This is a genomic window from Actinoplanes sp. NPDC024001 (genome assembly GCF_040638955.1).
GTDB lineage: Bacteria > Actinomycetota > Actinomycetes > Mycobacteriales > Micromonosporaceae > Actinoplanes.
In genome coordinates this window covers 13,511-39,899 of record NZ_JBEZZB010000097.1, presented here as the reverse complement: position 1 = coordinate 39,899, position 26,389 = coordinate 13,511, and the positions used below count along the sequence as shown (strand labels likewise).

General features: G+C 74.0%; 27 protein-coding genes. 14 read left to right on the top strand and 13 right to left on the bottom strand.

Going from position 1 to position 26,389, the window contains the following annotated elements; all coding sequences use genetic code 11:
- The 4 genes from AB0F81_RS31715 to AB0F81_RS31700 all read right to left on the bottom strand — a co-directional run.
- A partial coding sequence (locus tag AB0F81_RS31715; RefSeq protein ID WP_360203166.1) for a hypothetical protein occupies positions 1 to 2,325 on the bottom strand: 2,325 nt, incomplete at its 3' end.
- 73 nt (positions 2,326 to 2,398) lie between these two features.
- Entirely contained in the window at positions 2,399 to 3,271 is an 873-nt protein-coding gene (locus AB0F81_RS31710) for a DUF4132 domain-containing protein (RefSeq protein ID WP_360203165.1), read from the bottom strand.
- A gap of 415 nt (positions 3,272 to 3,686) precedes the next feature.
- Complete coding sequence (locus AB0F81_RS31705; RefSeq protein ID WP_360203163.1) at positions 3,687 to 4,637, bottom strand: hypothetical protein; 951 nt, start codon at positions 4,635 to 4,637, stop codon at positions 3,687 to 3,689.
- Positions 4,634 to 5,689, bottom strand: coding sequence for an SPFH domain-containing protein (locus AB0F81_RS31700; RefSeq protein WP_360203161.1), 1,056 nt, complete (start codon positions 5,687 to 5,689; stop codon positions 4,634 to 4,636). The genes AB0F81_RS31705 and AB0F81_RS31700 overlap by 4 nt, the downstream gene beginning before the upstream one ends.
- 67 nt (positions 5,690 to 5,756) lie before the next feature.
- Here AB0F81_RS31700 and AB0F81_RS31695 point away from each other — a divergent pair, with 67 nt between their 5' ends.
- The 4 genes from AB0F81_RS31695 (at position 5,757) to AB0F81_RS31680 (ending at position 8,734) form a co-directional block, all read left to right on the top strand.
- Positions 5,757 to 6,437 (top strand): NUDIX domain-containing protein, encoded by a 681-nt coding sequence (locus AB0F81_RS31695; protein WP_360203160.1) that lies wholly within the window; start codon positions 5,757 to 5,759, stop codon positions 6,435 to 6,437.
- Complete coding sequence (locus AB0F81_RS31690; RefSeq protein WP_360203158.1) at positions 6,434 to 7,021, top strand: hypothetical protein; 588 nt, start codon at positions 6,434 to 6,436, stop codon at positions 7,019 to 7,021. Before AB0F81_RS31695 ends, AB0F81_RS31690 begins: the two co-directional genes overlap by 4 nt.
- 84 nt (positions 7,022 to 7,105) lie before the next feature.
- Positions 7,106 to 8,038 (top strand): ATP-binding protein, encoded by a 933-nt coding sequence (locus tag AB0F81_RS31685; protein ID WP_360203156.1) that lies wholly within the window; start codon positions 7,106 to 7,108, stop codon positions 8,036 to 8,038.
- 63 nt (positions 8,039 to 8,101) lie between these two features.
- A complete protein-coding gene (locus AB0F81_RS31680) occupies positions 8,102 to 8,734 on the top strand; it encodes a DUF6461 domain-containing protein (RefSeq protein ID WP_360203169.1) in 633 nt (210 codons plus the stop codon).
- Here AB0F81_RS31680 and AB0F81_RS31675 read toward each other — a convergent pair.
- Complete coding sequence (locus AB0F81_RS31675; RefSeq protein ID WP_360203154.1) at positions 8,715 to 9,629, bottom strand: serine hydrolase domain-containing protein; 915 nt, start codon at positions 9,627 to 9,629, stop codon at positions 8,715 to 8,717. The genes AB0F81_RS31680 and AB0F81_RS31675 overlap by 20 nt on opposite strands.
- Before the next feature lie 143 nt (positions 9,630 to 9,772).
- Here AB0F81_RS31675 and AB0F81_RS31670 point away from each other — a divergent pair, with 143 nt between their 5' ends.
- From AB0F81_RS31670 to AB0F81_RS31660, 3 genes are read left to right on the top strand one after another with little or no spacing between them, the layout of a single operon-like run.
- Complete coding sequence (locus tag AB0F81_RS31670; RefSeq protein ID WP_360203153.1) at positions 9,773 to 10,951, top strand: phosphotransferase; 1,179 nt, start codon at positions 9,773 to 9,775, stop codon at positions 10,949 to 10,951.
- Positions 10,952 to 10,986: 35 nt separating this feature from the next.
- Positions 10,987 to 11,184, top strand: a complete 198-nt coding sequence (locus tag AB0F81_RS31665; protein ID WP_360203151.1) for a hypothetical protein — start codon at positions 10,987 to 10,989, stop codon at positions 11,182 to 11,184.
- 52 nt (positions 11,185 to 11,236) lie between these two features.
- On the top strand, positions 11,237 to 11,950 hold the full coding sequence (locus AB0F81_RS31660) for a phytanoyl-CoA dioxygenase family protein (protein ID WP_360203150.1): 714 nt from the start codon (positions 11,237 to 11,239) through the stop codon (positions 11,948 to 11,950).
- On the opposite strand, the gene AB0F81_RS31655 is transcribed toward AB0F81_RS31660, so the two are convergent.
- Positions 11,899 to 13,101 carry a hemerythrin domain-containing protein gene (locus tag AB0F81_RS31655; protein ID WP_360203148.1) on the bottom strand — a complete coding sequence of 401 codons (1,203 nt, stop codon included), beginning with the start codon at positions 13,099 to 13,101 and terminating at the stop codon, positions 11,899 to 11,901. The genes AB0F81_RS31660 and AB0F81_RS31655 overlap by 52 nt on opposite strands.
- A 97-nt stretch (positions 13,102 to 13,198) precedes the next feature.
- Here AB0F81_RS31655 and AB0F81_RS31650 point away from each other — a divergent pair, with 97 nt between their 5' ends.
- Both AB0F81_RS31650 and AB0F81_RS31645 read left to right on the top strand, forming a co-directional pair.
- Positions 13,199 to 13,795, top strand: a complete 597-nt coding sequence (locus AB0F81_RS31650) for a helix-turn-helix domain-containing protein (RefSeq protein WP_360203146.1) — start codon at positions 13,199 to 13,201, stop codon at positions 13,793 to 13,795.
- A 40-nt stretch (positions 13,796 to 13,835) separates the two neighbouring features.
- Positions 13,836 to 16,025, top strand: coding sequence for a hypothetical protein (locus AB0F81_RS31645; RefSeq protein WP_360203144.1), 2,190 nt, complete (start codon positions 13,836 to 13,838; stop codon positions 16,023 to 16,025).
- Here the strand turns inward: AB0F81_RS31645 and AB0F81_RS31640 are convergent.
- The gene (locus AB0F81_RS31640; RefSeq protein WP_360203143.1) at positions 16,022 to 16,738 is read right to left on the bottom strand and encodes a GntR family transcriptional regulator; all 717 of its coding nucleotides are present in this window, start codon (positions 16,736 to 16,738) and stop codon (positions 16,022 to 16,024) included. The two genes, AB0F81_RS31645 and AB0F81_RS31640, sit on opposite strands and share 4 nt — an antisense overlap.
- Positions 16,739 to 16,804: 66 nt before the next feature.
- Between AB0F81_RS31640 and deoC the strand changes: the two genes are divergently transcribed.
- Both deoC and AB0F81_RS31630 read left to right on the top strand, forming a co-directional pair.
- The gene (deoC, locus tag AB0F81_RS31635; protein ID WP_360203141.1) at positions 16,805 to 17,500 is read left to right on the top strand and encodes a deoxyribose-phosphate aldolase; all 696 of its coding nucleotides are present in this window, start codon (positions 16,805 to 16,807) and stop codon (positions 17,498 to 17,500) included.
- 60 nt (positions 17,501 to 17,560) lie between these two features.
- Positions 17,561 to 17,707, top strand: coding sequence for a hypothetical protein (locus tag AB0F81_RS31630; protein WP_360203139.1), 147 nt, complete (start codon positions 17,561 to 17,563; stop codon positions 17,705 to 17,707).
- 21 nt (positions 17,708 to 17,728) lie between these two features.
- Here the strand turns inward: AB0F81_RS31630 and AB0F81_RS31625 are convergent, their stop codons facing one another.
- The gene (locus AB0F81_RS31625) at positions 17,729 to 18,472 is read right to left on the bottom strand and encodes a 1-acyl-sn-glycerol-3-phosphate acyltransferase (protein ID WP_360203138.1); all 744 of its coding nucleotides are present in this window, start codon (positions 18,470 to 18,472) and stop codon (positions 17,729 to 17,731) included.
- A 41-nt stretch (positions 18,473 to 18,513) separates the two neighbouring features.
- Between AB0F81_RS31625 and AB0F81_RS31620 the strand changes: the two genes are divergently transcribed.
- From AB0F81_RS31620 to AB0F81_RS31610, 3 genes are read left to right on the top strand one after another with little or no spacing between them, the layout of a single operon-like run.
- Complete coding sequence (locus tag AB0F81_RS31620) at positions 18,514 to 19,536, top strand: DUF4034 domain-containing protein (protein WP_360203136.1); 1,023 nt, start codon at positions 18,514 to 18,516, stop codon at positions 19,534 to 19,536.
- Between the two features lie 22 nt (positions 19,537 to 19,558).
- Positions 19,559 to 20,587, top strand: a complete 1,029-nt coding sequence (locus AB0F81_RS31615; protein WP_360203135.1) for a hypothetical protein — start codon at positions 19,559 to 19,561, stop codon at positions 20,585 to 20,587.
- Positions 20,588 to 20,647: 60 nt separating this feature from the next.
- Positions 20,648 to 21,121 (top strand): hypothetical protein, encoded by a 474-nt coding sequence (locus tag AB0F81_RS31610; RefSeq protein WP_360203133.1) that lies wholly within the window; start codon positions 20,648 to 20,650, stop codon positions 21,119 to 21,121.
- On the opposite strand, the gene AB0F81_RS31605 is transcribed toward AB0F81_RS31610, so the two are convergent.
- The 5 genes from AB0F81_RS31605 to AB0F81_RS31585 all read right to left on the bottom strand — a co-directional run bounded on the left by AB0F81_RS31605 (position 21,028) and on the right by AB0F81_RS31585 (position 26,388).
- On the bottom strand, positions 21,028 to 22,383 hold the full coding sequence (locus AB0F81_RS31605; RefSeq protein ID WP_360203131.1) for a GGDEF domain-containing protein: 1,356 nt from the start codon (positions 22,381 to 22,383) through the stop codon (positions 21,028 to 21,030). The genes AB0F81_RS31610 and AB0F81_RS31605 overlap by 94 nt on opposite strands.
- 9 nt (positions 22,384 to 22,392) lie before the next feature.
- Positions 22,393 to 23,565, bottom strand: coding sequence for an FIST N-terminal domain-containing protein (locus tag AB0F81_RS31600; protein WP_360203129.1), 1,173 nt, complete (start codon positions 23,563 to 23,565; stop codon positions 22,393 to 22,395).
- 77 nt (positions 23,566 to 23,642) lie between these two features.
- Positions 23,643 to 25,682 (bottom strand): SpoIIE family protein phosphatase, encoded by a 2,040-nt coding sequence (locus AB0F81_RS31595; protein WP_360203127.1) that lies wholly within the window; start codon positions 25,680 to 25,682, stop codon positions 23,643 to 23,645.
- On the bottom strand, positions 25,679 to 25,996 hold the full coding sequence (locus AB0F81_RS31590) for an STAS domain-containing protein (RefSeq protein WP_360203126.1): 318 nt from the start codon (positions 25,994 to 25,996) through the stop codon (positions 25,679 to 25,681). The genes AB0F81_RS31595 and AB0F81_RS31590 overlap by 4 nt, the downstream gene beginning before the upstream one ends.
- Positions 25,993 to 26,388, bottom strand: coding sequence for an ATP-binding protein (locus AB0F81_RS31585; protein ID WP_360203124.1), 396 nt, complete (start codon positions 26,386 to 26,388; stop codon positions 25,993 to 25,995). The genes AB0F81_RS31590 and AB0F81_RS31585 overlap by 4 nt, the downstream gene beginning before the upstream one ends.
- Between the last annotated feature and the right edge of the window lies 1 nt (position 26,389).

Sequence of the window (26,389 nt, the reverse complement as noted above, 5' to 3'; positions counted from 1 at the left end):
GCCCTCGCCGGCCTGACCGCCGTCGGCGGTAACGGTGGTGCGCCAGCCGACGAGACCGTCGTGCCGGCCCAGCGGCGAGCCGGCGAACTCGGCCGGCGCCGGCCGCAGCACGCACGCCTCGGCGACGAGCTGATCGGCGGGGACGGCGGCGAAGAACGCGGGCATGCTGACCCGGCCGGCGTCGCCGGTGCGCGGGTCGAACTCCTGCCAGCGCCAGCCCCACACCCCGGACTCGTCGCGCACGTGGTCGCACCGCCAGAACGCCTGGCCGTCGCCGGCCAGCGGGTGGACGTCGTCCGGCCCGCGCGTGTCACCGGCGTGCACCGGCCGGGACCCGGTGGTGAGCCCGCCGCCGGGGATCGGCAGCGGCTCGAGGGGCACTCCCCAGCCGGCCCGGCCGGCCCGCCAGTCGCCGTCGACCAGCTCACCGGGCCGGGACGACCAGTACGCCACCGGGCCGCTCTCCCCGGTCCAGGCGACCAGCAGCTCCCCGTCGGTGTAGAGGCAGCTGGTCTGCGAATAATGCCGCGGCGCGTGCGGGTCGCCGGGCGGCGGATAGCGGAAGAAGTGCTCGGTGGCCGTGCCGTCGGGAGCGATGACGTAGGCCACCTGCTGGTCGTGCACCACCAGCTCGGGCCAGGACTGGCCGATCCGGATGGCCTTGACCTGCTGGGTGGCGCTCTCGTAAGCCGGCCAGGACAGCTCGGCCAGCAGACCGGCCCGCAGCGTGCGCGCCAGCACGGCGGGCACGTCGATCTCCGGCAGCCGGCGGAACCCGTCGGGTGCGAGCGCCATCCCGGCCGCGGACCAGAGCGGGGCGAGGCCGGTCAGGTCGTGGTCGAGGCTGGTGACCGTGCCGCCGCCGGCCCGCGCCGACTGCTCCATGACCATTTCGATCAGGACCTCGCGGACACCGGCCGCGCCGAACGCCTGGTCCAGCGTCTGCTCGGGCAGCGCCGGGCTGGTCAGCGCCTGACCGGAGCGCAGCCGCAGAAGCGCCGTGCGGACCTCGCGGGCGAGCACGGGACGCAGCCGCTGATCGGCGGCGATGGCGGCCAGATCGCGGCGGCCCGGCCCCTCGTCGGTCACCCACCGGGTCAGGTCGAAGCCGAACTCGATCCGCTCCGCGCCCGTGGTGGGGCGGACCCCGCCGCTCAGGCACAGGTCGAGCACGTCCGGCTCGGCGCCCCGGTAGCCGGCCGTGAACCGCACCCCGTCCTCGCCGGCGAGCCGGGGCAGCAGCCGCTCCACCAGCGACAACAGCGTCGCGTTACGCGGTTTGCCGTGCCGGCCGGCGAGGACCCGCTCCAGCCACCGGCTCGCCGAACCGGCCGCGGGCACGCCGGCGATCAGATCGGCGGCGGCGCCGGAGTCCTCCAGCAGCTCGAGCCACTGCGACGTCATGTCGGTGCCGTAGCCAGGCGGATCCGGCACGATCGCCAGCAGCCGGGCGCGCACCTGCGCGTCCCGCTTGCCGAGCCGGACCAGGCTCTTGCGGTAGGACCTCCAGACCGAGGGCGTGGCCCGGGCCATCGCCGGATAGCTCAGCAGCTGTGCGACCACCTCGTCGGCCTGCTGCTCGGCGTCGAGTCTCGCCGCTTTCGCCAGGCGGGCCAGGTCGGCGGCCATCGAGGCGTGCGGAGGCAGGCCGCCCGCCACCCGTCGCAGGGCGAGGGTCTTGACCAGCTCATAGGCCTCCGGGGCGGGGCGCCGGCCGACGACGCCACGCGCGTATTCCGCGAGCATGGCTGCGGTCAGCGCGCCGGCGAACGCGAACTCCAGGTGCACGTCGCGCACCCGGTCCTCGTCGACGGTCAGGCCGTGCACCTGCTCGGCGCGGCGGGCCTCGGTGAAGCACGTCCCGGCCATGCGCTGGTTGTCGGCGGCCAGGAAGGCCCGCCCGGCCTGCTCCCAGAAGGTCGGCAGGAACGCCGGCACGGCCGCGCCGAGCCGCCCGGCGAGGACCTCGTAACCGTCCTTGGCGTTGCCCGGTTTGCTGCGGGCGACCCGGGTGAGCTTCTCCATCTCCTTGACCAGCGCCAGCGCGTGCCGCCCGTTGGCCGGGTCGTGCACCAGCGCCCACGCCGGGAAGCCCAGCGCCTGCCCGCGGGCGTGACCCACCTCGACCGGCGCGGCGGACGGGGCGAAGCCGAGGAACTCCATGGTGAGGTCCTCGGCCGGGCCGAGGGTGGCGCCGACGAGCCGCACGACGGTGCGTTCCGCCAGCACCGGATGCCGATAGGCCCGGGCGGTCATCGTGTCCACCCCGGCGGCCGCCGGGTGACCGGTCAGGATCGCGCCCGCCTCCAGCAATGCCTCGCTCATGCCGCCACCTCCGCTGTGCCCCGGCGTCGCCGTGAACTCGCGACCGAGCCGGCTGATTCGCTCGCAAGCTCGCTCATTGGCCGTCCTCCTCGTCGACGACCCGGCCGGCGTGCAGCGCCGCGGCCATCCGCATCCCCTCCGACCAGGCCACCGGTGGCACCTCGCCGGGGGCGATCGCCTGCCCGGCCGCGTCGGTGAACGTCAGCTCGTCGGTCAGCGCCTCGAACGACGGGTCGCCGTCACCGATCCACACCGAGGCGACGACCGTGCGGCCGGACTCCCACACCCGGCAGACAGCGGTGCCGCCCTGCACCCGATAGCCCGCGGCGACGGCCCGTGACTGCACGTGCCGCAGCTCCTTGAACCGGGCGCCGGCGAACCTGCCGAGCTCGCGCCGCTGCTCGGCCTCGGTGGCCGGCTTGCGCCACACCTCGCGGAACAGCTGCACCAGCCCCTGCTCCACACCGAGGTCGGCGGCGAACTCCCGAAGATCGTCCAGATCGGGCAGCAGCACCGGGTGCGGGACGGCGACCGTCTCCGCGGTGATCCGCGCGGACTCGCCGTCGAGGTCGACGACGCCCAGGCCCTTGGCCTCGTCGGCGTCGCGCAGCAGGCCGGCGGCCGCCACGTCCCACTCGCCGGCGGCGGTGATCGGCACGACCACGGCGTCGCGCAGCAGCGCCCGCCACGCGTCGTCGGCCCAGACCTGCGCGATCACGGCGGCCGGCACCGGCAGGGAACGGATCATCCAGCGCTCGGCCTCGGCCCGGCAGGACGCCTCGTGCCGGCGCAGCCACTCAATGAGCTGCCGCAGGCCGAGCACCACCTCGTGGTCCCGCAGCGCTTTCGGCAGGCTCTTGAGCGGCTTGCCCTGCGCGGTCCGCGCGACGACCTTGCCCCGGTCGACGCTCACCTCATAGTCGGCACCTGCCGGCACCCAGCCCATCGACATCCCCTCACCGAAGCGTGCCGCGGATTGTGCCAGCCACCACCGACATTTTCGGTGGCGCCCGTGGTGAACCGGTTCAGAAGGCGCAACCCGAGCCGATTGACAGACGTTGATTGGACGCCTAGCGTCGCTGGTGGGAAAGCGCTTACCCGCACTACAAGCCACAGGTGATCCCCGCGCCTGTGACGCCGTCCCCCACCGCACGCGGCATCCCCGTGCTCCGTGCCGCAACCCCGGCCCGATGTCGCACCCGCGTCGGGCTTCCGGCCGGCCGGCGGCCCAGGCCGCCGGCCGGCTTCAAGATCTCAAACCGTCGACGTACGCGTTCTCCACAGTCCCGGGCCACCCGCGCGATCCCGCCACCCGGTCGCGGCCTCCAGCGCGACCGCCGGGCGTGAGCAGCGGGGCACGCTCACACCAGCCGCAGCCGCCGCCCCGCCACCCCGATCCGCACCCGCTGGCCCCAGGACAGCTCCAGCGCGTCCGCCTCGACCCCGTCGGCGAACACCACCAGCCGCTCCGACTCGCTGGTCAGCTCCAGTTCATCGCGGCCGTCGAGCACCCCGGCCACGAGCGAGACCCCGGTCGCTGGGGAGGGCCACGCCTCCCGCACGAACCAGCACAGCCGCGGATCCTGTGGCGCCGGGGCGCCCGGCGCCGAGGCACGGGTCAGCGCGATCGACGCGCACCACCCGGTGGCCCCGGTCCCGGTGCCGACGATCAGCCCGGACGACGACTGCCGTTCCCGCCCGCCGGCGGCCACGGTCGAGCCGACCGAGGAGCCGGCCGAGGACGGGGTCATCGACGAGGCCACCGTGTCCGCCCCGGGCACCCCCAGCACGTACCGCGCGGACTGGTGCCCGTGGTGGCCCACGTAGATCTCGTTCAGCCCGTACAACTCCTGACCGTCGTCGAGCCGGGCCGCGACCATCGTGCGCTCCTCGGTGGCGAACGGGCTGCGCAGCAGGCCGGCCACCGCGCCCGGGCGGTGCCGGACCAGCACGCCGGCGTTGCGGCCGGGCTCCGGGTCGACGCCGATCACCGGCTGTCCGTCCAGGTATTTCGCCACGTTCGCCACCAGGCCGTCCGGGCCGACGGCGACCACCACGTCCTCCGGCGCGAACAGGAACCGCGGCAGATCGGCCCGCTCCACGTGCCCGCGCCGCCAGTCGCCCGGCACCGCCGCGCCCACCTCGGTCAGCGCGGCCCGCAGCGCCTGGTGCCGCTCGTCCACCTCGGCCAGGTCGCGGCCCCGCTGCCGCAGGAAGAACGCGGCCGCGCCCCGGGTGCCGTGCCGGGCGAGCAGCTCGTCGAGCTCGCTGCGCCGCGACACGATCACCACGCGCGGGGTGAGGGTGCTCATCCGAGCCGCCCGACCAGCTTGCTGATCAGGTCCGGCGTCACCGTGACTTCGTTGATCTGGGGCAGCTGCCCGGCGAACTCCTTGAGGGCCAGGGCCTGCAGGACGGCCGGGGGCAGATCCCGGTACGCGGCCAGGCGCGCCGCCTCCGCCTCCGCCTCGGCCAGCCCCACGACCCGCGCTCCGGCGGCGCGGGCGTCGTCGCGTACCCGAGTCGCGTCGGCCTCGGAACCTGCCTGCCGGCGGGTGCGTTCGGCAGCGGCCACGCTGGCGACCTCCTTGCGGGCCGCGTCCGCGCGGGCCGCGACCAGCTGGGTCTCGGCGTCCAGCTCGGCCTCCCGGCGGGTGTTCGCGCCGTGCTGCTCGACCAGCTCCTGCTCCCGGCGGGCCAGCTCGATCTTGCTCTGCAGCTCGTTCTCGGCGATCGCCTGCTCCTGCTGCACGGCGTGCGCCCGCCGCGCGTAGGTCGCCCGGTCGGCCTCCTGCTGCACCTGCTCGCGGGTCGGGGTCTGCAGGGCCCGCTCCAGGTCGGGCTCCGGGCGGATCGCCACCACGCGGGCGCTGACCACCGACACGCCCGTCTCGGTGAGCCGCGGGTCGGCGGCGAGCGCGTCGGCCACCGACGCCCGGACGCCCGCGATGCCCGTGGTCAGCGCCTCGGCGAGCGGCAGCCGGGCGATCAGGTCGAGTGCCGGCTGCTGGGCCAGCTCGGCGAGCAGCCCGGCGACCTGGTCGAGCGGCTGCCCGCGCCAGGTGCCCCGGTAGGGGTCGATCGAGAAGTCCAGCCGGCCCGCCGCCGCGGCCGGGTCGCTCACCCGGTAGGTCACCGTGGCCTGCACGGTCACGTCGGCGAAGTCCTCGGTGCGGGCGTGGAAGAGCAGGGGCAGCTCGCGGTCGTCGACCGGCACCTCGGACAGGGCCGCGGTCAACGGCCGGTACCAGAACGAGAGCCCCGTGCCGGCCCGCTTCGCCCGGCCGCGCACCGTGTGACTGACCCAGGTGGTCGGCGCCGCCCGCAGGTGCCGCAGGTGCAACCGTCGTGTCACGTCAGCCATGTCTTGCCGTCCCCTCCACGTTATTTCGTCAAGGTGACGATAAAGGCTGTCGGGTATTGTCGTCAACATGACGCTAAACATGGCGGCGGTCACTGTGGATCTCGTGCTGCTGACCATCCGCGGCGGGACCCTGCAGGTGCTGCTGATCAGGCGCGGCATTCCGCCGTTCGAGGGGCAGTGGGCGCTGCCCGGCGGGTTCGTGCTGCCCGACGAGGATCTCGACGGCGCCGCGGTGCGGGAGCTGCGCGAGGAGACCGGGCTCGACCCGCGGGCCGGCCACCTGGAGCAGCTCGGCGCCTACGGCGCCGTCGGCCGGGACCCGCGGGGCCGCGTCGTCACCATCGCCTACCTGGCGCTGCTGCCGGACCTGCCGGCCCCGGTGGCGGGCAGCGACGCCGCCGGCGCGGCCTGGCAGCCGGTGGAGTCGGTGGGCGCGCTGGCCTTCGACCACGAGCGGATCCTGGGCGACGGCCTGGAGCGGGCCCGGGCCAAGCTCGAGTACACGCCGCTGGCCACGGCGTTCTGCCCGCCGGTGTTCACGGTCGCGGAGCTTCGCGGGGTCTACGAGACGGTGTGGCAGACGCGGCTCGACCCGCGCAACTTCCATCGCAAGGTGACCGGTGCGGAGGGGTTCGTCGAGCCGACCGGGCAGACCGCGATCCGGGACCGGGGGCGGCCGGCCCAGCTGTTCCGCCGTGGTCCGGCCAAGCTGCTGCACCCGCCCCTGCTGCGGCCGGCGAGCGCATGAACTACTGGTGGCGGTGGCCGTTTCCGGACGACGGCGCGTTCTGGGCGTGGGCGATGGACCCGTACGCCGAACTCGACAGCCAGGACGAGGACCTGCTGCTCACCAGCCCGTTCGGCTGGCGGCTGCTGATCGCCGCGGCGGACCGGGCGGACTGCCCGAAGAGCGCGTACTGCTGCCGGATCGTCGAGAACGGCGCGGTGCAGGCGTCGCGGGTGGACGACGAGCAGGTGCTGGACCTCCTGCGCGCGGCAAGGGCCCAGGCGGCGGGCGGGACGCAGCCGCACACCCTGCGGCTGGGGGAGTACATCGAGCGGCTGTTCGGCTACCGGGCGGCGCGCGGGCCGGTCAAGCGGGCGCGCGCCGAGCAGATGGCTGCCGATCTGCTCGCCGGGCCGAGCGCGCAGGCGCAGATGGCGGAGCTCGGCCACAGCGGTTGGTTGCAGACGCGGGTGACTGCGAAGGGCCGGCACTGGATGAGCGTTCGCGCCGGCGGCGAGGGTCCCTACCTCTACGTCAATCGCCGCTCCGGCGCCTGGCGGCTGTCCCGCCGCCCCCTCACCGACGCGGAGGAGTCCGCCCTCTAGCGGAGGCGGCCGGAAGGTACCCCGGCGAGGGACCGGGGTGTGGCGGTTGTTGCGGCCGCGCACCCGATCGCTACCGTGTTGAAAATGAAAATCGCTTTTACTGGCAAGGGTGGCAGCGGCAAGAGCACCCTGGCCGCTCTCTTCGTCAACCACCTGCGGGCCGCCGGCGAGCGGGTCCTCGCGATCGACGCCGACGTCAACGTGCACCTCGCGCCGCTGCTCGGGGTGACCGCCGAGCCGGCCGGCGCGCTGTCGCACCCGGACAACGTGCGCTCGGTGCGCGGGCACCTGATCGGCACCAACGAGCGCATCGCCGGGGTGGAGCACTTCGTCGCGACGACGCCGCCGGGTCCCGGCTCGCGCCTGGTGACGCTCGCCGAGGACGACCCGGTGCTGGCGCGGCACGCGGCGGCGCTCGACCCGCGGGCGCACGTGCTGCACGTCGGCACCTACGAGGCCAAGGACATCGGCGCGGGCTGCTACCACGGGCATCTGGCGATCCTGGAGAACCTGCTCTCGCACCTCGACCTCGGCGCCGGGGACTGGGTGGTGTGCGACATGGTCGCCGGCACCGACGCGTTCGCGAACTCGCTGCACGCGCAGTTCGACGTGATCGTGGTGGTGGCCGAGCCGACCCCCGAGTCGGTGTCGGTGGCCCGCCGCTACCGGGAGCTGGCCGAGGCGGCCGGGGTGGCCGACGTGCTCGCGGTGGTCGGCAACAAGGTCGCCGACGAGGTGGACCGTGACTATCTCGTCCGTGAGCTGGGCGCGGAACCGCTGGCGGTGCTGACCAACCAGGCCGGGTTGCGCCGGGCACGGCAGGCCGGTGTCCCGCCGCACCCGGCGGATCTCGACGACGCCTCGGCGCTGCGCGCCATCGCCGACCACGCGCGGCCGATGACGGCGGCCCGGCGCGAGCAATTGATGCGTACGCTCCACGTGCGCCTGGCCGGGAAGGGCTGGGTCCGCAGCGCCCACGGTGACGTGACCAGCCAGCTGGGCCCCGTCCCGGTCTGACGCACCGCAGAATCGCCGGAAGCGGCGGCGCGAACGCCCGGCATGCGGCACGCTCGTCGGGTGATGGGAACCGCCGACCGGTACGCCTGGTTTCCCCAGCGGTATGCCCGGCTGAGCCGCTCCTACTGCCTGACGCTGGTCGCCGACCTCTCGGTGGCCGAGGTGGTCCGCCGGCTGGACGGCCGGAACCCGATCGAGATGCCCGGCCTGGCCGTGGTGCACGACAACGCGGAGACGGTCGCCGCCGGGCTGCCCCAGGAGTACGCACGGCTCACCGGCGAGGTCCCGGCGGGGTACGCCGAGTACGCCGCCCGGCTGCGCGACGAGCACCTGGCGGCGGTCGCGGCGATCAACGGCTGGACGATGCTGATCGAGAACCGCGGTTTCGTGGGCGTCGACCCGCACCGGGCGGCGCGGCTGTCGCGCGGGGTCACGCTGGTGGCGCACAGCGCGGCAGCCGGCCGGCGCCGGTTCCTGTGGATGTACGACGGGAGCGTTCAGCTGGCGCTGGACCCGGGCGACCCGGCGAGCCCGACCGGCCCGGAGTGCGAGAGCCAGCGCCCGATCCTGGAGGAGGTCGGCTTTCCCGGCCCGGGCACGGCGCTGGCCTACGCCGACTATCTGACCGGCGTGCGGTTCGACCCGGACACCCTGGTCGACGCCTTCTACCTGTGCGTCACCGTGCCGGACGAATGACCGGAAGCAGATGGCGGCGGACCAGTTCGAGGGCCGGCCGCCAGTCCGCCGGCAGCGCGTCGCGCGGCGGCGGCCCGAACTCGAATTGCGGGTCGCCGGTGGTGACGACGACGGCGTGCGGCAGCACGACGACGTGCTGGCCGGCCCACCCGCCGGCCAGCACCATGCCGTCGCCGGCCCAGATACCCATGCCGTAGGGCATCTGCTCGGGTGGGCCGCCGGCGGTGTGCGGCCGCGTCATCTCGGCGTGGATCGCGTTGGTGCGCCACTGCTCCCCGAGCCGGCCCAGCGCGTCGGCGGACAGCCGCAGGTGCGCGAACCCGTAGCTGACGCCGTCGGGATCGGCGGGCCAGTGCGCGTCCGTGATGCCGAGCGGGCGGAAGACCTGGTCGGTGGCGTAGTCGGCGAGCGGCCGGCCGAGCACCCGGCCCAGACCGGCGGAGAGCAGGTGGTAGGCGCCGTTGTCGTACCGGAAGGTGGTGCCCGGCTCGTCGAGGCGCGGCGCCGCGGCGATCCGCGCCACCCGGCCGTGCGGCAGCGCCATGACCTCGTCGATGTCCCACGGCCCGTCGACCACGCTGCCGCGGGTCATGGTGAGCAGATGCCGCCACGTCTGGCCGCGCGCCGGGGTGTCGCGCAGTTCCGGCAGGACCTCGTGGAGCGGTTCGTCCAGACCCGGCAGCAGCCCCTGAGCCGCGGCTACGCCGTACACCGTGGCCAGCACCGACTTGGTGACCGAGAAGATGTCCGCGACCACCGGACCGCCGAAATGCCGGTCGAAGACCGGCTCGCCGTGCAGCAGCACGCGCAGGTGCGTGGTGTGGGCATAGCGGGGATCGCGGGCGATCTCGTCACTGATCCGGCGGCACGCGCCGATCACCTCGGGCTCGGTCACGGGTCGCACGATAGCGGGCGGCCGGGTAAATTGAGCGGCGCGCGTTGGGTACGCGCCGCGACTCGCCGGAAGGCCGGAGGCCACCCCACGGATGCCGTCGCTCCGTGCCCGTGCGAGTCCGGGCGTCGAGCTGAGGTGCTCCGATGAAGACGCTGCCCGACAATCCCGATCTCGGCCACCTGCGCCGTCAGGCGAAAGATCTCCTCGCCGGCCTGCGCGAGCTGCGGCCCGGCGCGACCCTCGCGGACGCGCAGGCGTCCCTCGCCGATCAGTACGGCTTCCGCACCTGGACCGAGCTGAAGGCCGAGGTGGACCGCCGCCAGGGGCAGGCCGAGGTGGCCGCCCCCGAGCTGGCCCGCCGGATCACCGCCCGGTTCGGGCTGGGCGAGCCGGCCGGCGAGATGCGCTCACTGTCCCGCCCGGACGAGGTCGGCCGCCGCTGGCTGCTGCCGACCACCCGCGGCCGGTTCACCGCCCGCACCGTCGACGACGTCTACCCGGTGACCGACGGCACGGCGAACGCCCGTTTCCAGGAGGCCGCGGCCCGGGCCGGGGTGCTGCTGCCGGCGCCGGTGCGCAGCACGGACGGCGCGGTGGTCGAGCGGATCGACGGCTCCTCCTGGCGGGTCTACGAGTGGCTGCGCACCGGCCCGCCCCTGGTCGCCCCGGTCAGCGCCCCGATCACCCGCGCCGTCGGTGCGGTGCTCGCCACCGTCCACGGCCTGGCGATCCCGGCGGGCTCCCTCTGCCCCTGGACGTCGACGCGGCTCGCCGGCCGCAGCTGGCCCGAGGTCGCGGACCTGGCCACCGCGAAGGGCGCACCGTGGGCGCCGGTCCTGGTCGCCGCGCTGCCCACCCTGCTCGAACTGGAGGCGCTCAGCGCCGCGCCGATCCCGGCCGGGGCGCCGGTGCTGTGCCACAACAACCTCACCCCCGGCAATGTCCGGGCCGGCGCCGCCGGCCGCCTGGTCGTCACCGGCTGGGAGCACGCCGCCGGCCTGCCGCCCGTGTGGGAGCTGTGCTCGGCGCTGGTCAACTGGACGGCGACGCCCAGCGGCGTGCGGGCCCTGCTGGACGGCTATCAGGAGCGGGCCGGTGCGGTGCCGGCGCTGAGCCTCGACTCGTTCCGCGGGACGGCGACCGCCCTGCAGAACTACGTGGCCGGCCAGATCGACCTGGCGCTCGAAGCCGGTCCCGGCGACCTGGCGTTCGCCGAGCGCAACGTCCGCCACCTGCTCACCCACCTGCCGTCCCGGGCCGGCTACGAGCGGATCCTGGAGTGGTCAGCAATCAAGAAGCGTGCGACGCCGGCCCGAAATTAGCGTCCTCTGCGAAGCCCACCGCAGAGGAGATCACGATGATTCGCCAGTTCCACCGCTGGATGGCCGTCCTCTTCACGGTGACCGTGGTGGTCACCGTCGTCGCGCTCGCGCAGCAGGACCCGATCGAGTGGGTGTCCTACCTGCCGCTGCTGCCGCTCGGCCTGCTCTTCCTCACCGGCCTGTACCTGTTCGCGCTGCCGTACCTGATGAGGCGGCGGCGGGAGAGGGTATGACCACCCGAAATCGAGTTGTCCGTGTCCCCGTCGTGCGCCAGCGTGACGGGGCATGGAAGCCTTTCACCGGGACGGCTTCGTCCGGATCGAGCAGGTGGTTCCGCCGCAGGTCGTCACCGAGTGCGTGACGCTGCTGTGGGCCGCGATCGACGCCGAGCCCGACGACCCGGGCACCTGGCGCAAGCCGGTGCACTGGGTCGGCGACATGGCCCAGCCACCGTTCGCCGCGGCCGCCAACGTGCCGGTGCTGCACGCCGCCTTCGACGAGCTGCTCGGCCCGGGCCGTTGGCAGCCGCGCCGGTCGCTGGGTTCCTTCCCGCTGCGTTTCCCGCACGCCGAGGAGCCGGACGACGCGGGCTGGCACATCGAGGGCAGTTACACCCCGCCGGGCGAGACCGAGTACTTCACGAACGTGCACTCCAGCTATCGGGCGCTGCTCATGCTCTTCCTCTTCACCGACGTCGACGAGGCGAACGCGCCGACCCGGATCCGGGTCGGTTCGCACCGTGACGTGCCGGCGGTGCTCGCCCCTTACGGCGAGCGGGGCGCGCCGGGCAGCGTGCTGTCACCGGCGGTGGCCGCGGCCTCGGCGCACCGGCCGGTCGCCCTCGCCACCGGCCGGGCCGGTGACGTCTTCCTCTGCCATCCGTTCCTGGTGCACGCGGCCCAGCCGCACCACGGGACCCGGCCCCGGTTCATGGCGCAGCCGCCGCTCTATCCCGCGGCGGAGAACATCCTGGCGCCGCTGGCCGGCACCAGGTTGTAGGCCGCGCCGAAGGCGCGCCGCTCACCGCGCCGGAAGGCCGGCGCCAGCACTCGGCTCAGCAGCCGCAGCACCGGGCCACCGTCGGCCAGCATGCGCCGCCGGGTCGCGGCGGGCAGGCCGTCGAACGCCCACGACACGGCGAAAGCGAGGTCCCGTGGGCGGTAGGCGGCCTGGAACACCTCTTTCTCCAGGCGCTCCCAGTCACCGGCCGACAGGTGCGCCTGCACCAGCGCCATCGCGTCGCGCTCCTCGTGGCCGAGATGGGCCTGCAGCGCCTCGACGGTCGCCGCCACCCGCGCCGACTGCTCGGCCCGCCCCGCCTCAGTGGCGCCGGCGGCCAGCCCCTCGAAGCCGGCCCGGCACGAGGCCAGCAGCGGGTCGATCACGGCGTGCTCGGCCTCCATCGCGTCCAGAGTGGCGACCGCGCCGTGGTCGCCGGCGGCGGCCGCCCGCTCCCGCAGCAGCGGCCACAGCCCGTCGTCCTCGCCGGTGTGGTGCTTGTGCAGGACCACGGCGAACCGGTCCCACCGGTCGCGCAGGGCGCGCCAGGTGGGCCGGTCGGCGAGCGGGGTGCCGGCCACCGCCGCGGCGAACCGGGCCAGGTCGCGCCGGAACGCGTGGTGCATCACCCACATCCCGGTGACGTCGAGCGGGCCGGGCGGCGCGGCGGCCTGCCCCGGCAGCAGGCCGGTGCCGGCCTCGACCGCGGCCAGGGTGGCGGCCATGTGCGGGCGCATGTCGAAGTGGTGCGGCAGCAGCGCGCGGATCACCGAGGTCTGGACGCGGACCGGCACGGGCACGACGATCTCGTAGGACTCGGTCACCCGGGTGCCGCCGGGAACCTCCTCGAACGTGTAGGCCCAGCGGGTCGAGTCGGCGGCGAGCCGGCCGGGCACGGTGCGGAAGGCGAACCGCTCACCGGGCACCGCCTCCTCCACCTCGCAGGTGCGCGACCAGGCGAGCAGGCCCCACCGGTTGCGGCCGAGGAACCGGGCGCCCGGCTCGGGCCCGGTGGCGCCGTCGATCCACCGGGCGCCGCGGCACTCCGGGCTCCACTCGCCGTGCCGGGTCACGTCGCTGACCAGCCCGTAGAGCGTCGCGGGATCCGCGTTGATCACCCGGGACACCCGGTGGGTCGTGCCCTCTGCCATGAGCGGCATCATCTGCTCCCTGTTAGATTGAATGCAGTTCCTCTGTATTGGAGACAGTGTGACTGTAGCGAAAACTGCTCGGCAGTACCGGTCGGCATTGCGACAGGAGCAGGCCCGGCGCACCAGAGCGGCGATCCTCGACGCCGCCGGCCGCCTGTTCATCGAGCGGGGTTACGGCGCGACCACCATGAAGGACATCGCCGCCGCGGCCGGCGTCTCGGTGGAGAGTGTGTATGCGCAGGGGGGCAAGTCCGCCCTGCTGCTGGCCTGCGTCGACCGGGCGATCGCCGGTGACGACGAGGAGCAGCCGCTGCTCGAGCGCGAGTCGGCGCGGGTCCTGCTCGTGGCCGAGAGTCCCGAGCAATGGCTGCACGGCCTGCGGGAGCTCGCGGCCACCGGTGTGCCGGCTGACGTCGCGATCTTCGAGGCCTTCCACGGCGCCGCGGCGATCGATGCGAAACTCGCCGAGCAGTGGCAGATCTATTCGCAGCGGCGCTATGCGGATTGCGTGCGGATGATCGCCACGCTCGGCCCGCACCTGCGACCCGGGCTGACCCGCGAGGCCGCGACCGACGTCTTCTGGGCCCTGGTCAGCCCGGCGGTGATGCTCGGCCTCTGCGTGGAGCGCGGCTGGACCACCGAGCAGTACGCGCTGTGGCTGGCCGACTCGGTGCGCCGCCTGCTGCTGACCTAGATCCACAGTGGAGCTGGCGGGCGGCTCCTACCGTGGTGTCATGACCGACCGGTTCCGGCGCTCATTGCCGACCATCGATGTGGTTCTGCGCCTGGCCGCCGTCGTGCTGGCCGGGCTGATCGTGATGCGGGTGCTGTTCGCCGGCACCTCCGGTTTCTGGTCGATCCTGCTCGTGCTGGCCGCCGCGGCCGCGCTGTGGGGCGTGATCCGGCTGACCACCCGGCTGCGCGCGATGCTCGCCGAGGCGCACGCCCGCTCCGACGAGTTCGCCTCCACGTCACGGGTGGTGTCGTTCTTGGCGACCCGCTCGCGGTCCCGGCTCGCCGCCGTGCTCGCCCTGCTCACGCTGGTGGTGCACGCGGCGATCACCGGGTACGTCAGTGTCTGGACCATCCTGGTGGCCGTCGTGCTGGCCGCCATCGCCACCCTGCTCAGCCCGAACTTGCGGCTGGTCGCGCTGCTCGGCGGCACGGCCGCGGTCTTCGGGGTGGCCACCGTTTTCGTCGCCAACATGTTCCAGGGCAGCACCGAGGCCCGCGCCCTGGCCATCTCGGTGGCCGCGATCGTCCTGCCGGTGCTGGTCTCCGACAAGCTGGTCACGCTGATCAAGCAGCCCGCGCTGACCACCACCCACCACGCCGTGCTGGCCGTGCTCACCCTGCTGGTCGGCTTCCTGGGCTGGACCCGCGACGACTGGCTGCCCGGTGTCGTGCGCGACTGCTACACGCTGCCCACCTCGACCGGCATCACGGTGCTGCGCGCCACCGCCGACGGCAGCCGCTGTTACGGGCTGCTCGACACCCCGGACGCGGGGGTGTTCGCCGCTGCGGCGTTCGGCCGCGACCCGGTCACCACCACCCTGGAACGCCGGATCCTGTCGCACAACCGCCCGCTCGCCGACGGCGACCTCACCGTGGTCTGGCTGGGCGCCCTCTCCTGCGACCCGCTCCCCACCGACCCGGCCCGCTGCGCCGACGGCCGCGACTACCCGTCCGAGCGGGACCAGCTGCGGGCGCTGCTGTTCGCCCAGACGCACCTCGAGGCGACCACCGATCACCGGCTGCACGTGGTGATCGCCGACGCCACCCAGGACGTCGAGCACGCCGACGAGATCGCCAAGCTGGTCATCGCCCGGCGCGAGGCGCTCGGCCCGCGGCTGGTCGTGATCGGCGGCGGCGACAGCCGCGACACCACCCAGCGGGCGATCAACCGGCTGCTCGACGCCGGAATCCCGTTCATCGCGCCCAACCTGCTGGCCGACCTGGGCGCGCCCGGCCGCCCGTTCGTCGACCGCCCCGGTTACCTGCAGCTCGCCCCGGCCAACCTGGCCTACGCCGAGGACACCGTGGCCCGGCTGCGGCACCGTTTCCCCGGCGGGTTCCGGCTCGACGTCTACCAGCACCCCAACCCGACCGATCAGTACACGACGTCGCTCGTCAACGACCTGCTCGCCGCGGTGAAGGACGCACCCGGCGCGACCGCCCGGCACCTGGGCGCGATGGAGCGCATCGACGAGACGATCTGCGCCGGCGCGGTCAAGGGCCCGCCGACCGTGCTGTTCTTCGCCGACCGGTGGACCCGCTTCGGCGGCTTCGTCGCCCGGATCAACGAGGTCTGCGGCCACTCCCGGCCGCAGCTGGTCATCGCCGACGGGTCGGTGGGCCGGTTCATGGCCAACTACCAGCTGCGGGCGGTCAGCAACGCCGACTGGCCGGTCGACTACTACGTCGGTGGGCCCGCCTGCGCCGACCTCACCGAGGCCGGCTTCGCCGACCTCACCGGGCAGATGCATCGCCATCGCGATCTGCTCAAGCTCGGCGGCACGTTCAGCTGCGCCGACCGTACGGCGGAGGCGGCCGACGCGCAGCTGGTCAACTCGTGCACCCTGGACGCCGCGGTGAAACTGGCCAGCCAGCCGTGCGTTCCCAACGACCTCGGCACCTTCCTGATCCCGGCCTGGGACGCCGTGCTGCTCGCCGACCGGCTGCTGCCCGCCGCGCCGCCGGCCGGCCGCGACTACCTGAGCAGCCTCGATCTCGGGCCGACCGAGCTCTCCACCGGTGTGCGGGCGACCGTGCGGCGGGGCCGGCTGGCCGACGCGACGATCGCGGTGCGGATGTGGCACGTCGACCCGGTGAACGACCCGGCCCGCAGCTGGGAGCGGCCGAGCGACGGCCTGCGGCTGCCCTCCGACCCGGCCGGCGTCCGCCCCGGCGGGACCCCGTCCTAGTGGGGTTCGACGGCGAAGGCGACGTCCAGGCGGTAACGGCTGCCCGCGTACCGTGACTCGCTCAGCTCGACCGGCTGCTGCCGCTGGTCGAGGATGAGACGCTCCTCGACGAGGAGGGCGGAGCCCTCCGCGATGTTCAGCTCGCGGGCGTCGGCCGCGGTCGCGGACTGCGCGGTCAGTGTGGCGCTGCCGCGCACCAGCACGTGGCCGAGACCGGCGAGGGCCTCGTGCAGCGAGCCGGTCAGGTCGGCGTCGAGCAGCGCGGCCAGCGTGCCGGGGTAGACCGCCCGCTCGAACGCGATCGGCTCGTCGTCGGCCAGCCGCACCCGGTGGATGGCGACGACGTCGCCCTTGCGCAGGCGCAGCCGGTTGGTCTCGGCCGCGGTGGCCGGGCGCAGCTCGGCGAGCACCACCCGGGAGCTGGGGCGCCGGCCCTGCTTGCGGATCTCCTCGCTGAGCCGCACCAGATGGTCGGCGCGGCGCGGGCCGGTCGGTGCGGCGACGAACGTGCCGCGGCCCGGCGCCCGGTAGGCCAGCCCGTCGTTGACCAGCTGGGTCACCGCGGCGCGGGCGGTCATCCGGCTGACCCCGTGCCGGCGGGCCAGCTCCGGCTCGGAGGGCAGCGGGTCGTGCGGCTGGGACTGCGCGATCTGCCGCCGCAGCGCCTGCTCGATGCGGAAGTAGCGCGGTGCGAAATCGGTGCCCCCGGACATGGGGACACCCTACCGACGCCGAGCCTGTCTAGACAGCTACCTGTCTAGACAGGTACCGTTCCGGGCATGAACTTCACCGTGGCGCAGATCGCGAAGATGATCGATCACTCCATCCTCCGGCCCGAGTTCACCGTCCAGGACGTGCGTGAGGGCTGCGAGGTCGCCGCGAAGTACCAGGTCGCCTCGGTCTGTGTGCGCCCCTGCGACGTGCCGGTCGCGGTCGAGCTGCTGAAGGGCACCGACGTGCTGGTCGGCACCGTGATCGGCTTCCCGCACGGCAACAGCCCCACGGCCGTCAAGGTCGCCGAGACCGAGCTCGCCGTCGAGCAGGGCGCCGTCGAGATCGACATGGTGATCAACGTCGGCTGGCTGCGGTCCGGCGACATCGGCGCCGTCGAGCAGGAGATCAAGGCGATCGTCACCGCCGCCGGCGACGCCCACGTCAAGGTCATCCTCGAGACGGCGTACCTCACCGACGAGCAGAAACTCGCCGCCTGCTGGGCCGCCGAGCGCGCCGGCGCGGCGTTCGTGAAGACCTCCACCGGCTTCGCGCCGACCGGCGCCACGGTCGACGACCTCGCGCTGATGCGCTCGGCCGTCTCCCCGAAGGTCCAGGTCAAGGCCTCCGGCGGGATTCGTACGCTGGACGCGCTGCTCGCGATGACCTCACTCGGCGTGACCCGGTTCGGCTCCTCGGCCACCGCCGACATCCTCGAGGACGCGGCCCGCCGTCAGCTCACCCGCGCCGGGGGCCGTGCCTGACCCGGCGGCCCATACCGGTGCTGGACGCCCCCGGCCATACTCCAGGCAGGAGGCGATCGCATGCTGACTTTCCTGCTCATGGCCCTGGTCCCGGTGCTGCTGCTGACCGCTCTGGTGGCGTTCCAGCGCAGCCGGGGGACCGGCAACCGCGGCGACCGCCCGGCCCCGTGGCCGGGCGCCCAGGAGCACCCCGACAACAGGGGCTGATCCGCCGCGTGCGGAGAATCGTCAGGACGGGTCTGCCGCGGGGCCAGCTTCGCTGAGCAGGGCGGCGCTGATCGACTCGCGGGCGGCGTCGCGGAGCTCGTCCGTACCCGGGAAGGTTCTCGGGTCGAGAGGCGCGAGCACCTCGATGCGCATGTCGGCGCGCTCGCGCAGCACCAGGCCGTGTTTGGGCAGGGCCCGGCCGGTGCCGTGCACGGCGATCGGGATGACCGGCACGCCGTGCCGGACCGCCAGGTCGAAGGCGCCGTTCTTGAAGGCCTGCAGCGAGCCGTCCTGGCTGCGCCGGCCCTCCGGGAAGATCAGCACACCGGAGCCGGCGGCGAGCAGCCGGTCGCAGTGCTCCATCATCCGGCGCACCGACGCGCTGCTGCCGCGCACCAGCGGGACGTAGTCGTTGAGCCGCATGTTCCAGCCGATCACCGGGATCGTGAAGATCTCCTGCTTGGAGACCCACTTGAACGGCCGGAACAGCCCGAACAGCACCAGGATGTCGACCAGCGACGCGTGGTTGGCGACCAGGATCGCAGCGCCCTGCCAGGGCAGCCGGCCGCGGCCGCGCACCCGCAGCCGCCACAGCGGATTGAGGTAGACGTAGCAGGTCGCCCACGCCGACGAGTACAGGTGCAGGGCCACCCGCCGCCGGTCGAACGGCAAGGTCACCAGCCAGATGAGCAGCGCCCCGAGGAAGAACACCGGGGACGTGATCCCGATGAACGTCCAGAACGCCACCGAGAAGACGCGCAGCATGGGCACCATCCTAAGAAACGCCTGTCGTTTAACATCTGCCGATGTTCAGGACCGCGCGCTACATCTTCCGTGCCATGTCCGGTGAGGAACTGCCGGAGGTGCCCGAGTTCGACGCCGACCGGGCGATGAACGACCACGCGCTGCTGGACGCGCGGGAGCGGGCCCGGCACGGTGACTGGCCGGCCGCCCGCCAGGTGGTCGAGGCCGCGGGCGAGGACTGGGAGCTGCGCGGCCGCCGCGTCGGCGTGCTCAGCGACCTGGCGGCCAAGGACGACCGCTGGCTCTACGCCTGGCTGCGGGCGTACCCGTCGGACCCGTCCGCGGTGCTGATCCAGGCGACGATGCTGGGCCAGCGCGCCGGCGAGGCCCGGGGCAGCGCCTCGGCGGCGAACACCTCGGCCGAGCAGTTCCTCGGGTTCGAGCAGCTGTCGGAGGCCTCGGCGCAGGTCAGCCTCCGGGCGATGGCGCTGGCCGGTCCGCGCGACCCGCTGCCGTGGGTGGAGATGCTGGGCGCGATGTTCGCCGACCGGGGCGCCCGGGCGGCCTCCTTCGACGAGGTGTTCGACGAGGGGCGGCGGCGCGATCCGTACAACTTCGATCTGCACCTGACCGCGATCAGCCTGCGCTGCCAGAAGTGGGGCGGCTCGCACGAGCTGATGTTCTCCACCGCGCGCGAGGTCGCCGAGGCCGCGCCGCCCGGGCACAGCTCGACGCTGCTGCCGCTGTTCGCCCACTTCGAGTACGCGATGCTCGAGTTCGGCTGGGGCGAGCGCACCGAGAAGACCCTGAAGGCGCACCGCAGGTACTTCGGCCGTCCCGAGGTGCAGCAGGAGCTCGACCACTGGATCGCCAAGTGGCGGGCCGGCACGCCGGGAACCGGGCGGCTCTCGACCTGCCGGCAGTGGCAGGCGCTCTACTGCACGCTGGCCGGCCGGCGGCCCGAGGCGAAGGCGCTCTTCGACGAGCTCGGCCAGTACGTGGTGGCCGCGACCGCGTGGGCGTACTTCTGGGCCGGCGACGAATACGGGTACCTCAAGAGCTGGATGTGGGCCAACCGGATCTGACTTTCTGGTCTACCATCCTGCGATGTTCTTCTATGCGCGGGTCTTCCTGCGGCATTTCTACGGCAGCCCGCTGCCGGAGATCCCGGAGTTCGACGAGGAGCCTGAGCTCACCGATCCGGTGCTGCGCGACGCACGCGACGGGGCCCACCGCGGTGACTGGCGGCCGGTGCGCAAGGCGATCGAGGACGCCGGCGCCGACTGGGACCTGCGGGACTGGCGGATCAGCGCGTTCGCCGGCATGGCGGGTGAGGACGACCGGTGGCTCTACGCGTGGTTGCGCGCCGAGCCGGCGGATCCGGCCGCGGTGCTGATCCAGGCGATGCTGCTGCACCGGCAGGCCGCGGACGCCCGGGGTTCGGCGTCGGCGGCGCGCACCTCGGCCGAGCAGTTCGAGAACTTCCGGGCGCTCTCCGAGGCGGCCGCGGAGGTGGGGCGCCGGGCGATCGCGCTGGCCCACCCGAGCGACCCGGTGCCGCTGACCACCCTGCTCGGCACCATGTTCGCCGACCGGCGCACCGTGGAGACCTCGTTCGAGGCGGTGTTCGCCGAGGGGCGGCGGCGGGATCCGGTCAACTTCGAGCTGCACCGTACGGCGATCATGCTGCGCTGCGAGAAGTGGTACGGCTCGCACGAGCAGATGTTCGCGATCGCCCGCGGGGTGGCCGCGATCGCCCCGCCCGGCCACAAGTCGACGCTGCTGCCGCTGTTCGCCCACTTCGAGTACGCGATGCGCGAGTTCGCCTGGGACGTGCGTACCCGCCGGTCGCTGAACCTGTGCCGCAAATACTTCCGCCGGCCCGAGGTGCGCCACGAGCTGGACCAGTGGATCGCCAAGTACCGGGGCGGCTCCCACGGCGCCGGGCCGCTGTCGCTGTGCCAGCAGTGGATGGCCGTCTACTACTGCCTGGCCGGCCTGAAACCCCAGGCGAAGATCGTCTTCGACGAGCTCGGCCAGTACCCGGAGCCGATCACCGAGTGGGGCTGGTACTGGGGCGGCCGGGAGATCGGCTATCTCAAGGGCTGGTGGTGGGCCAACGGCGTCAAGCTGTGATCCTTCGGTCTACGACTTTTGGCAGATTCGCCGGGCGGGCGTCTGCGCGAGACTGGTCGGATGGAACGGCAGCGCGTGATCGACGCGTTCGTTGAGGAGCTGGCCGCCGCGATCCACCCGGACGATCCCGGGCGGGCCGCGGCGATGCGGCGGCGACTGCCGGCGGAGCTGCCGCCGGCGCCGACCGCCGAGCAGCTCGACGCCTGGGTGGAGCTGAGCGAGCTGGCCGCCGATCCGGCGGTCCGGCACTGCCTGCGGGCGATCGAGGGCCACGGGCCGGTGCTGCACCGCGTGCGAGCCGCGGTCGACGCGGGGGTGGACCCGGCCTCGGCGCGGGGCCGGGAGATCGCCGCCGCCGTCGCCGGTGACCTGTCCCCGGGCCGGCGCGCCGAGCTGGCCGACCGGGTCGAGAAATACTGCGACGCCCGCTACGCGCGGTATCAGGCGCTGCTGATGGTGCTCAACGGCCAGGACACGTCCCCGCCGCCGGCGCCGCTGTTCGCGTGGCTGGCGGCCGCGCTGAGAAACTCCTGACAGCTTCCCGGGCTCGACCGCTTGGCGCGGTACATGGCGAAGTCGGCGTCCTCGATCAGCCCGTCCGCTGACCGGCCGGCCCGGCGGTGGGCGATGCCGACGCTGGCCCGGGTGTGCACGGTGCGCCCGGCGATGTCGAACGGGCGGGCGATCGAGTCGGCCACCCGCTGGGCGATGTCGCGGGCCTGCTGCTCGCCGGTGAGCGGCTCCAGCAGCACCGCGAACTCGTCGCCGCCGAAGCGCGCGGCCATGTCGGTCTCGCGCACCGCGGCACGCAGCCGGTCCGCCACCCCGCGCAGCAGCTCGTCGCCGGCGGCGTGCCCCAGCGTGTCGTTGACCTGCTTGAACAGGTCCAGGTCCAGGTAGAGCACGGCGGCCCGGGCGCCGGTCGCCACGGCCTGCTCGACCCGCTGGTGGAACAGCGTACGGTTCGGCAGCCGGGTCAGCGGGTCGTGCTGCGCCTCGTGCACGGCGGCCAGCGTGTGCGCCCCGGTCAGCGCCAGGCTGGCCTGCTCGGCGAAGGCGGCGAGCACGTCACGCCGTTCCGCCTCGGGGACGCCCGCGGCGTCGCCGGTGAGCACCAGCGCGCCGGCCGGGTTCTCACCGATGTGGACCGGCGCGGACTCGCCGTGGACGGTCTCGCCCGAGTCCCGCAGCGCCAGCGTGACGGCCGCGCCGCCGAGCAGCGTCGTCGCGCCCTCGGTGATCGCGTCGAGCACCTCCTTCAGCGGGCGGCCCAGGTTGACCGCCCGCTGCACCCGCAGCAGCGCCTCCAGCAGGCGCTCCCGCCGTTCCAGGGCCTGCAGCAGGACGAGCCGGGACTCCGCCTCCTGCTCACGTTCGTGGCGCAGCCGCCGCTCGTTGTCCAGGGTGCGCAGGCCGCGCAGGGCCAGCCCGAGGACCCGGCCCATGCCCTGCAGCATCTGCCGTTCCTCGGCGGCGAACGGCTCGTCGGCGCGGGCCACGATCAGCCGGTCGTCGCTGTCGCGGTCCAGCACGTGCACGGTGACGTGCGCCGGCCCGAGCCCGGGCAGGGTGGCGGTGTCGGCGCCGGCGGCGAGCCGGGTGAACACCGCGGGGTCGGGGTTGCGGCCCAGCCCCACCGACGCGACGACCGCGCCGTCGCAGACGACGGCCGCCACCTCGGCGTCGGTGCACTCGGCCGCCCGCTGCACGGCGGTACGGGCGGCGCTGCCCAGGTCACCGGCCCGGGTGATGGCGCTGAAGAACTCGGTGAGCTGAAGGGTCGACCAGCCGGCCATGGTCGCGCGTCAGCTCACCGCGAGGGCGACCACGGTCAGGTGGTGCATGCCCTTCGCGTTGGGTTCGCGGGCGATCTCGCCGTTGGAGTAGAAGCCGCCGTACGGGATCGGCTTGACCGCGTCGCGCAGCCGCTCGGTGGCCTGCTCGGCCCGGTCGTCGCCGAGCGCGAGCGCGCGCACGCAGCAGTCGAAGACCAGCACGCCGAGCGGGTCCGGGACCGCCTCGGCGGCGGCGACCGCGGCGTCGGCGGTGGCGTCGACGATCCGTTCCGGGTCGGCCTCCATGAACCAGACCAGGGCGCCCTCCGGGTTGTCGGCCAGGCCGGAGATGGACCGCTCGGCGGCGTCCGCCTCGAAGATGATCCGGATGTCCTCACCGGTGCGGCGGGCCAGTCCCAGCGGCCGTACGGTGGCGAAGTTCAGGAACGCGCCCGGGTCGCCGGCCAGTTCCGGGGCGCCGCCGGTGCGGCGCAGGTAGACGTCGAGGGCCGGCTCCCCGTCCAGCTCGTAGATCTTGCCGCCCTCGCTGCGGGTGACCACCATCGGCTCGCCGGTCTTGTGCCAGCCGTGCGCGATGCCGATGCCGAACGGCGACGGCGAGCCGAGGGTGGCGCCGAGCACCGCGTTCGACAGCACCTTCAGGTCCCGGCCGGAGCTGAAGAAGTGCCAGGTGCCGGTCTGGGTCATGTCGTCGCCGGCGCAGCCGCCGACCAGCGGCACCTGGGCGCCGGCCACCGAGTAGGCGCCGCGCACCATCTCCTGCTGGTCGCCGCTGCGCCCGTCGCCGAGCAGCAGCACCACGCGGTGCTCGGCGTCGACGTCGTCGAGCCCGCCGGCGGCGGCCACGCCGGCCTCGTACAGGTCCATGCTGCGGTGTGGGACGGCGCGTACCGAGGCGGTGAAGCCCGGGCCGCCGAGGGCGTTGACGACCACGCCGGCGCCGCGCCCGTCGGTGGTGAACTCACCCGAGGTGGAGCAGCCGATCATCAGCACGTCCCCGCCGGCGGCGGCGTGCACCGCGGCGGCCATCTCCGGGGTCGAGTGCGACGGCGAGGCGAAGACGATCAGCAGGGTGGCCGGGCGGCCGCCGAGCGCCTCCCGGCAGGCCTGCGCCCCGGCTTCGGCGGGATCCGCCAGCAGGCTGCGTCCGACGCCGAACCAACGCTCCTCGGGCCCGTTCAATGGTCCTCCTCGCCACGGGCCCGCACGCGCGAGCCGTCCGGACCAGTGCATCGGCGGCCGGGCCGGGGACATGAGCGTTACGGCTGGTCGAAGCTGATCCAGAGCACGACGGTGTCGTCGGAGGCGGGCCCGGTGGGGGCCATCCGGTTCAGCAGGGCCCGGCAGGGATCGCCGGCGTCCTCCCGGGCCACCGCGCCGGCGGTGGCGGCCAGCCGGTCCAGGCCGGCGTACATCGTCTCGTCGCGGCGTTCCACCAGGCCGTCGGTGTACCAGATCAGGTGCGAGCCGGCCGGGACCTCCACCTCGGCGGCGGTCCGGGGCGCGGGGCCGACCGCGACCGGCAGGGACCGGCCCTCCCACAGGAAGGCGCCCTCGCCGCCGGTGACCAGCAGCGGGGGCGGGTGGCCGGCGCACGCGTAGCGCAGCCGCCGGGTCCGGGGGTGGTAGTCGGCGTAACCGACGGTGCACATCCGGGCGCCGTGGACCAGGGCGCTGGCCGCGTCCAGGCCGCTGAGCACCTCGGCCGGGCCCGGCGCCGACTGGGCGAGCACGCGCAGCACGGCCTGCAGCCGCGCCATGGCGGCGGCCGCGGCCAGGTCGTGGCCGACCACGTCGCCGACGGCGAAGGCGATCCGGTCGCCGGGCAGCGAGAACACGTCGTACCAGTCGCCGCCCACGTCGTGGGTGCGGTCGGCCGGCCGGTAGCCGGCGTTGATCCGCAGGCCGGGCAGCTCGGGCACGTGCGCGGGCAGCAGCGCCTGCTGGAGCTGGCGGGCGGCGCTGACCTCCCGCTCGTAGAGCCGGGCCCGCCGCAGCGCCTGCGCGGTCAGGTCGGCCAGCGTCCGCGCGAAGTCGATGGTGTCCGCGTCGACCTCGGTGCCCGGGGCGAAGGCGAAGCTCAGGGCGCCGAGCACCGGCCCGGCGTGGTCGCTGACCGGCACGCCCAGCTCGGTGCGGTCGGTCGCCGGGTCGTGGTGCAGGGCGGGCTGCCCGGTTCGTACCGCCCGGGCCGGCACCCCGCCGGCGGCGAGCGGCAGCAGCCGTGGTTCGGGGTGCTCGGCGGTGTGCAGCGACAGCTGCGCGGGCCCGGCGAGCGCGACCGCGCACCGCTCGCCGAGCAGGCCGCCCCCGGCGACCGCCCGGGCGATCGCCGACGAGGTGGGCGCCCGGGTGAGCTGCGCGGTCAGCGACTGCACCGCGGCGACCCGCCGGCGGGCGGCGCGTTCCGCGTCGGTGGCCGAGCGGGCGCTGTCGCGTTCGGCCACCCCGACGGTGAGCAGGCACGCGCCGACCACCGCGACGGCCAGGAACAGCTGCAGGGTGGCGGTCCGGAAGGCGATCGGGCCCTGCAGGGCGGCCCACGGCCCGTACTCGAGGCTGGTCATGATGTTGGCCGTGACCGTCATCGCCAGGCCGGCGGTCATGGTGACCGCGAGCCGCTGCTGGAAACCGAACCAGAACAGCAGCGGGATCGGCAGGTAGAACAGCGGCAGCTGCTGCGGCCAGAAGCTGAGGGCGGTCACCGCCACGGTGAGCAGCACGGCCAGCGCCCAGCGCAGCGCCGGCCCGGTGCCCGGCTGCGGCCGGTGCCGCCAGGCCAGCACGGTGCCGGCCACGGTCAGGGCGCCGGTCGCGTCGCCGGCCCAGAAGGGCAGGAACGACTCCACCCACCCGCGGCCCTGGAACATCGCGATGGTGGTGCCGCCGATCAGGGCGCCCACCAGCGGCCCGATCACCACGCAGCAGCCCAGGAAGGCCAGCAGGTGGCGGCGCTGCACCAGGTTCACCGGCCCGGGTACGAAGTGCCGCAGCAGCACCGCCCCGGTGAGCGGCTCCGCGGTGTTGGCCAGGGCGAGGCCGAGCGCGGAGTCGAGCGCCAGACCGTGCGAGAGGTCCACCGCGATCTCGGTGACCGCGATGGTGAGCAGGATCCACGGCCACTGGCGGGCGGGGCACAGCAGCAGGGCCGACAGGGTGACGCCGGAGGGCAGGAACAGCACCACGATGGAGGTGGCGTCGAAGACCACGAAGGCGAGCTGGGCGCCGATCGTGTAGGCGACCGCGACCAGGACGACGACCAGCCAGGTCGGGCGTGGACGCGGGCCGGGCGAGGTCATCCCGCGTCGGGCTCCCGCACCATCAGGGGGAGCACCCCGGTGATCTGGAGCGTCACGAGCGTGCCGCCGTGGACGTTGACCAGCCCGAAGTCGACACCCCGCTCGGCGGCGGCGGACCGGGCGCAGAGCAGCGCCTCCAGGCCGGTGGAGTCGCAGAAGCTCACCGCGCCCATGTCGATCAGCAGGCGCCGCGGCTGGAGCTCACGCACCAGCTGCTCCAGGTCCGCGCGGACGCCGGCGCTGCTGGCCAGGTCCAGTTCACCGGCGAGCGCCACCCGGACGACGTCCCCGTCGTGCTGCCGGCTGATTCTCACCGGACCTCACCCGGGTAGGGCTGCAGCTCGACGTTCACGCATTTGCCGCCGCCGTCGTCCTGCACGTACCACCGGGCGGAGAGCGCGTCGATCAGCATCAGCCCGCGGCCGCCGCGGTCGTCGGGGTGCCGCCGGCGCGGCGCCTCGGCGGACTTGTCGGCGACCGACAGCAGCACCGAACGGCCGCTGGCCTGCACCGTGATCGGCACCGAGTCGCCGCCGGCGTGCTGCACGGCGTTGGTGACCAGCTCGCTGATCACGATGGCGGCGGCGTCGAGCCAGCGCGGCTCGGTGAAACCCCAGGCGCGCAGCGAGACGGTGACCTCATGGCGGGCCTCGCTGGGCGCGTTCAGGCCGGCCGGGACGTCTATCCGTACACTTCGCTGGCTCATC

Bases quoted from the DNA above. Each gene is read 5' to 3' on its own strand.
- AB0F81_RS31710 (WP_360203165.1), bottom strand. From the start codon at position 3,271: ATGGGCTGGGTGCCGGCAGGTGCCGACTATGAGGTGAGCGTCGACCGG.
- AB0F81_RS31685 (WP_360203156.1), top strand. From the start codon at position 7,106: ATGAAAATCGCTTTTACTGGCAAGGGTGGCAGCGGCAAGAGCACCCTG.
- AB0F81_RS31620 (WP_360203136.1), top strand. From the start codon at position 18,514: ATGTTCAGGACCGCGCGCTACATCTTCCGTGCCATGTCCGGTGAGGAA.
- AB0F81_RS31690 (WP_360203158.1), top strand. From the start codon at position 6,434: ATGAACTACTGGTGGCGGTGGCCGTTTCCGGACGACGGCGCGTTCTGG.
- AB0F81_RS31665 (WP_360203151.1), top strand. From the start codon at position 10,987: ATGATTCGCCAGTTCCACCGCTGGATGGCCGTCCTCTTCACGGTGACC.
- AB0F81_RS31585 (WP_360203124.1), bottom strand. From the start codon at position 26,388: ATGAGCCAGCGAAGTGTACGGATAGACGTCCCGGCCGGCCTGAACGCG.
- AB0F81_RS31605 (WP_360203131.1), bottom strand. From the start codon at position 22,383: ATGGCCGGCTGGTCGACCCTTCAGCTCACCGAGTTCTTCAGCGCCATC.
- AB0F81_RS31625 (WP_360203138.1), bottom strand. From the start codon at position 18,472: ATGCTGCGCGTCTTCTCGGTGGCGTTCTGGACGTTCATCGGGATCACG.
- AB0F81_RS31705 (WP_360203163.1), bottom strand. From the start codon at position 4,637: ATGAGCACCCTCACCCCGCGCGTGGTGATCGTGTCGCGGCGCAGCGAG.
- AB0F81_RS31655 (WP_360203148.1), bottom strand. From the start codon at position 13,101: ATGGCAGAGGGCACGACCCACCGGGTGTCCCGGGTGATCAACGCGGAT.
- AB0F81_RS31595 (WP_360203127.1), bottom strand. From the start codon at position 25,682: ATGACCTCGCCCGGCCCGCGTCCACGCCCGACCTGGCTGGTCGTCGTC.
- AB0F81_RS31645 (WP_360203144.1), top strand. From the start codon at position 13,836: ATGACCGACCGGTTCCGGCGCTCATTGCCGACCATCGATGTGGTTCTG.
- AB0F81_RS31700 (WP_360203161.1), bottom strand. From the start codon at position 5,689: ATGGCTGACGTGACACGACGGTTGCACCTGCGGCACCTGCGGGCGGCG.
- AB0F81_RS31630 (WP_360203139.1), top strand. From the start codon at position 17,561: ATGCTGACTTTCCTGCTCATGGCCCTGGTCCCGGTGCTGCTGCTGACC.
- AB0F81_RS31670 (WP_360203153.1), top strand. From the start codon at position 9,773: ATGAAGACGCTGCCCGACAATCCCGATCTCGGCCACCTGCGCCGTCAG.
- AB0F81_RS31610 (WP_360203133.1), top strand. From the start codon at position 20,648: ATGGAACGGCAGCGCGTGATCGACGCGTTCGTTGAGGAGCTGGCCGCC.
- AB0F81_RS31680 (WP_360203169.1), top strand. From the start codon at position 8,102: ATGGGAACCGCCGACCGGTACGCCTGGTTTCCCCAGCGGTATGCCCGG.
- AB0F81_RS31640 (WP_360203143.1), bottom strand. From the start codon at position 16,738: ATGTCCGGGGGCACCGATTTCGCACCGCGCTACTTCCGCATCGAGCAG.
- deoC (WP_360203141.1), top strand. From the start codon at position 16,805: ATGAACTTCACCGTGGCGCAGATCGCGAAGATGATCGATCACTCCATC.
- AB0F81_RS31695 (WP_360203160.1), top strand. From the start codon at position 5,757: ATGACGCTAAACATGGCGGCGGTCACTGTGGATCTCGTGCTGCTGACC.
- AB0F81_RS31660 (WP_360203150.1), top strand. From the start codon at position 11,237: ATGGAAGCCTTTCACCGGGACGGCTTCGTCCGGATCGAGCAGGTGGTT.
- AB0F81_RS31615 (WP_360203135.1), top strand. From the start codon at position 19,559: ATGTTCTTCTATGCGCGGGTCTTCCTGCGGCATTTCTACGGCAGCCCG.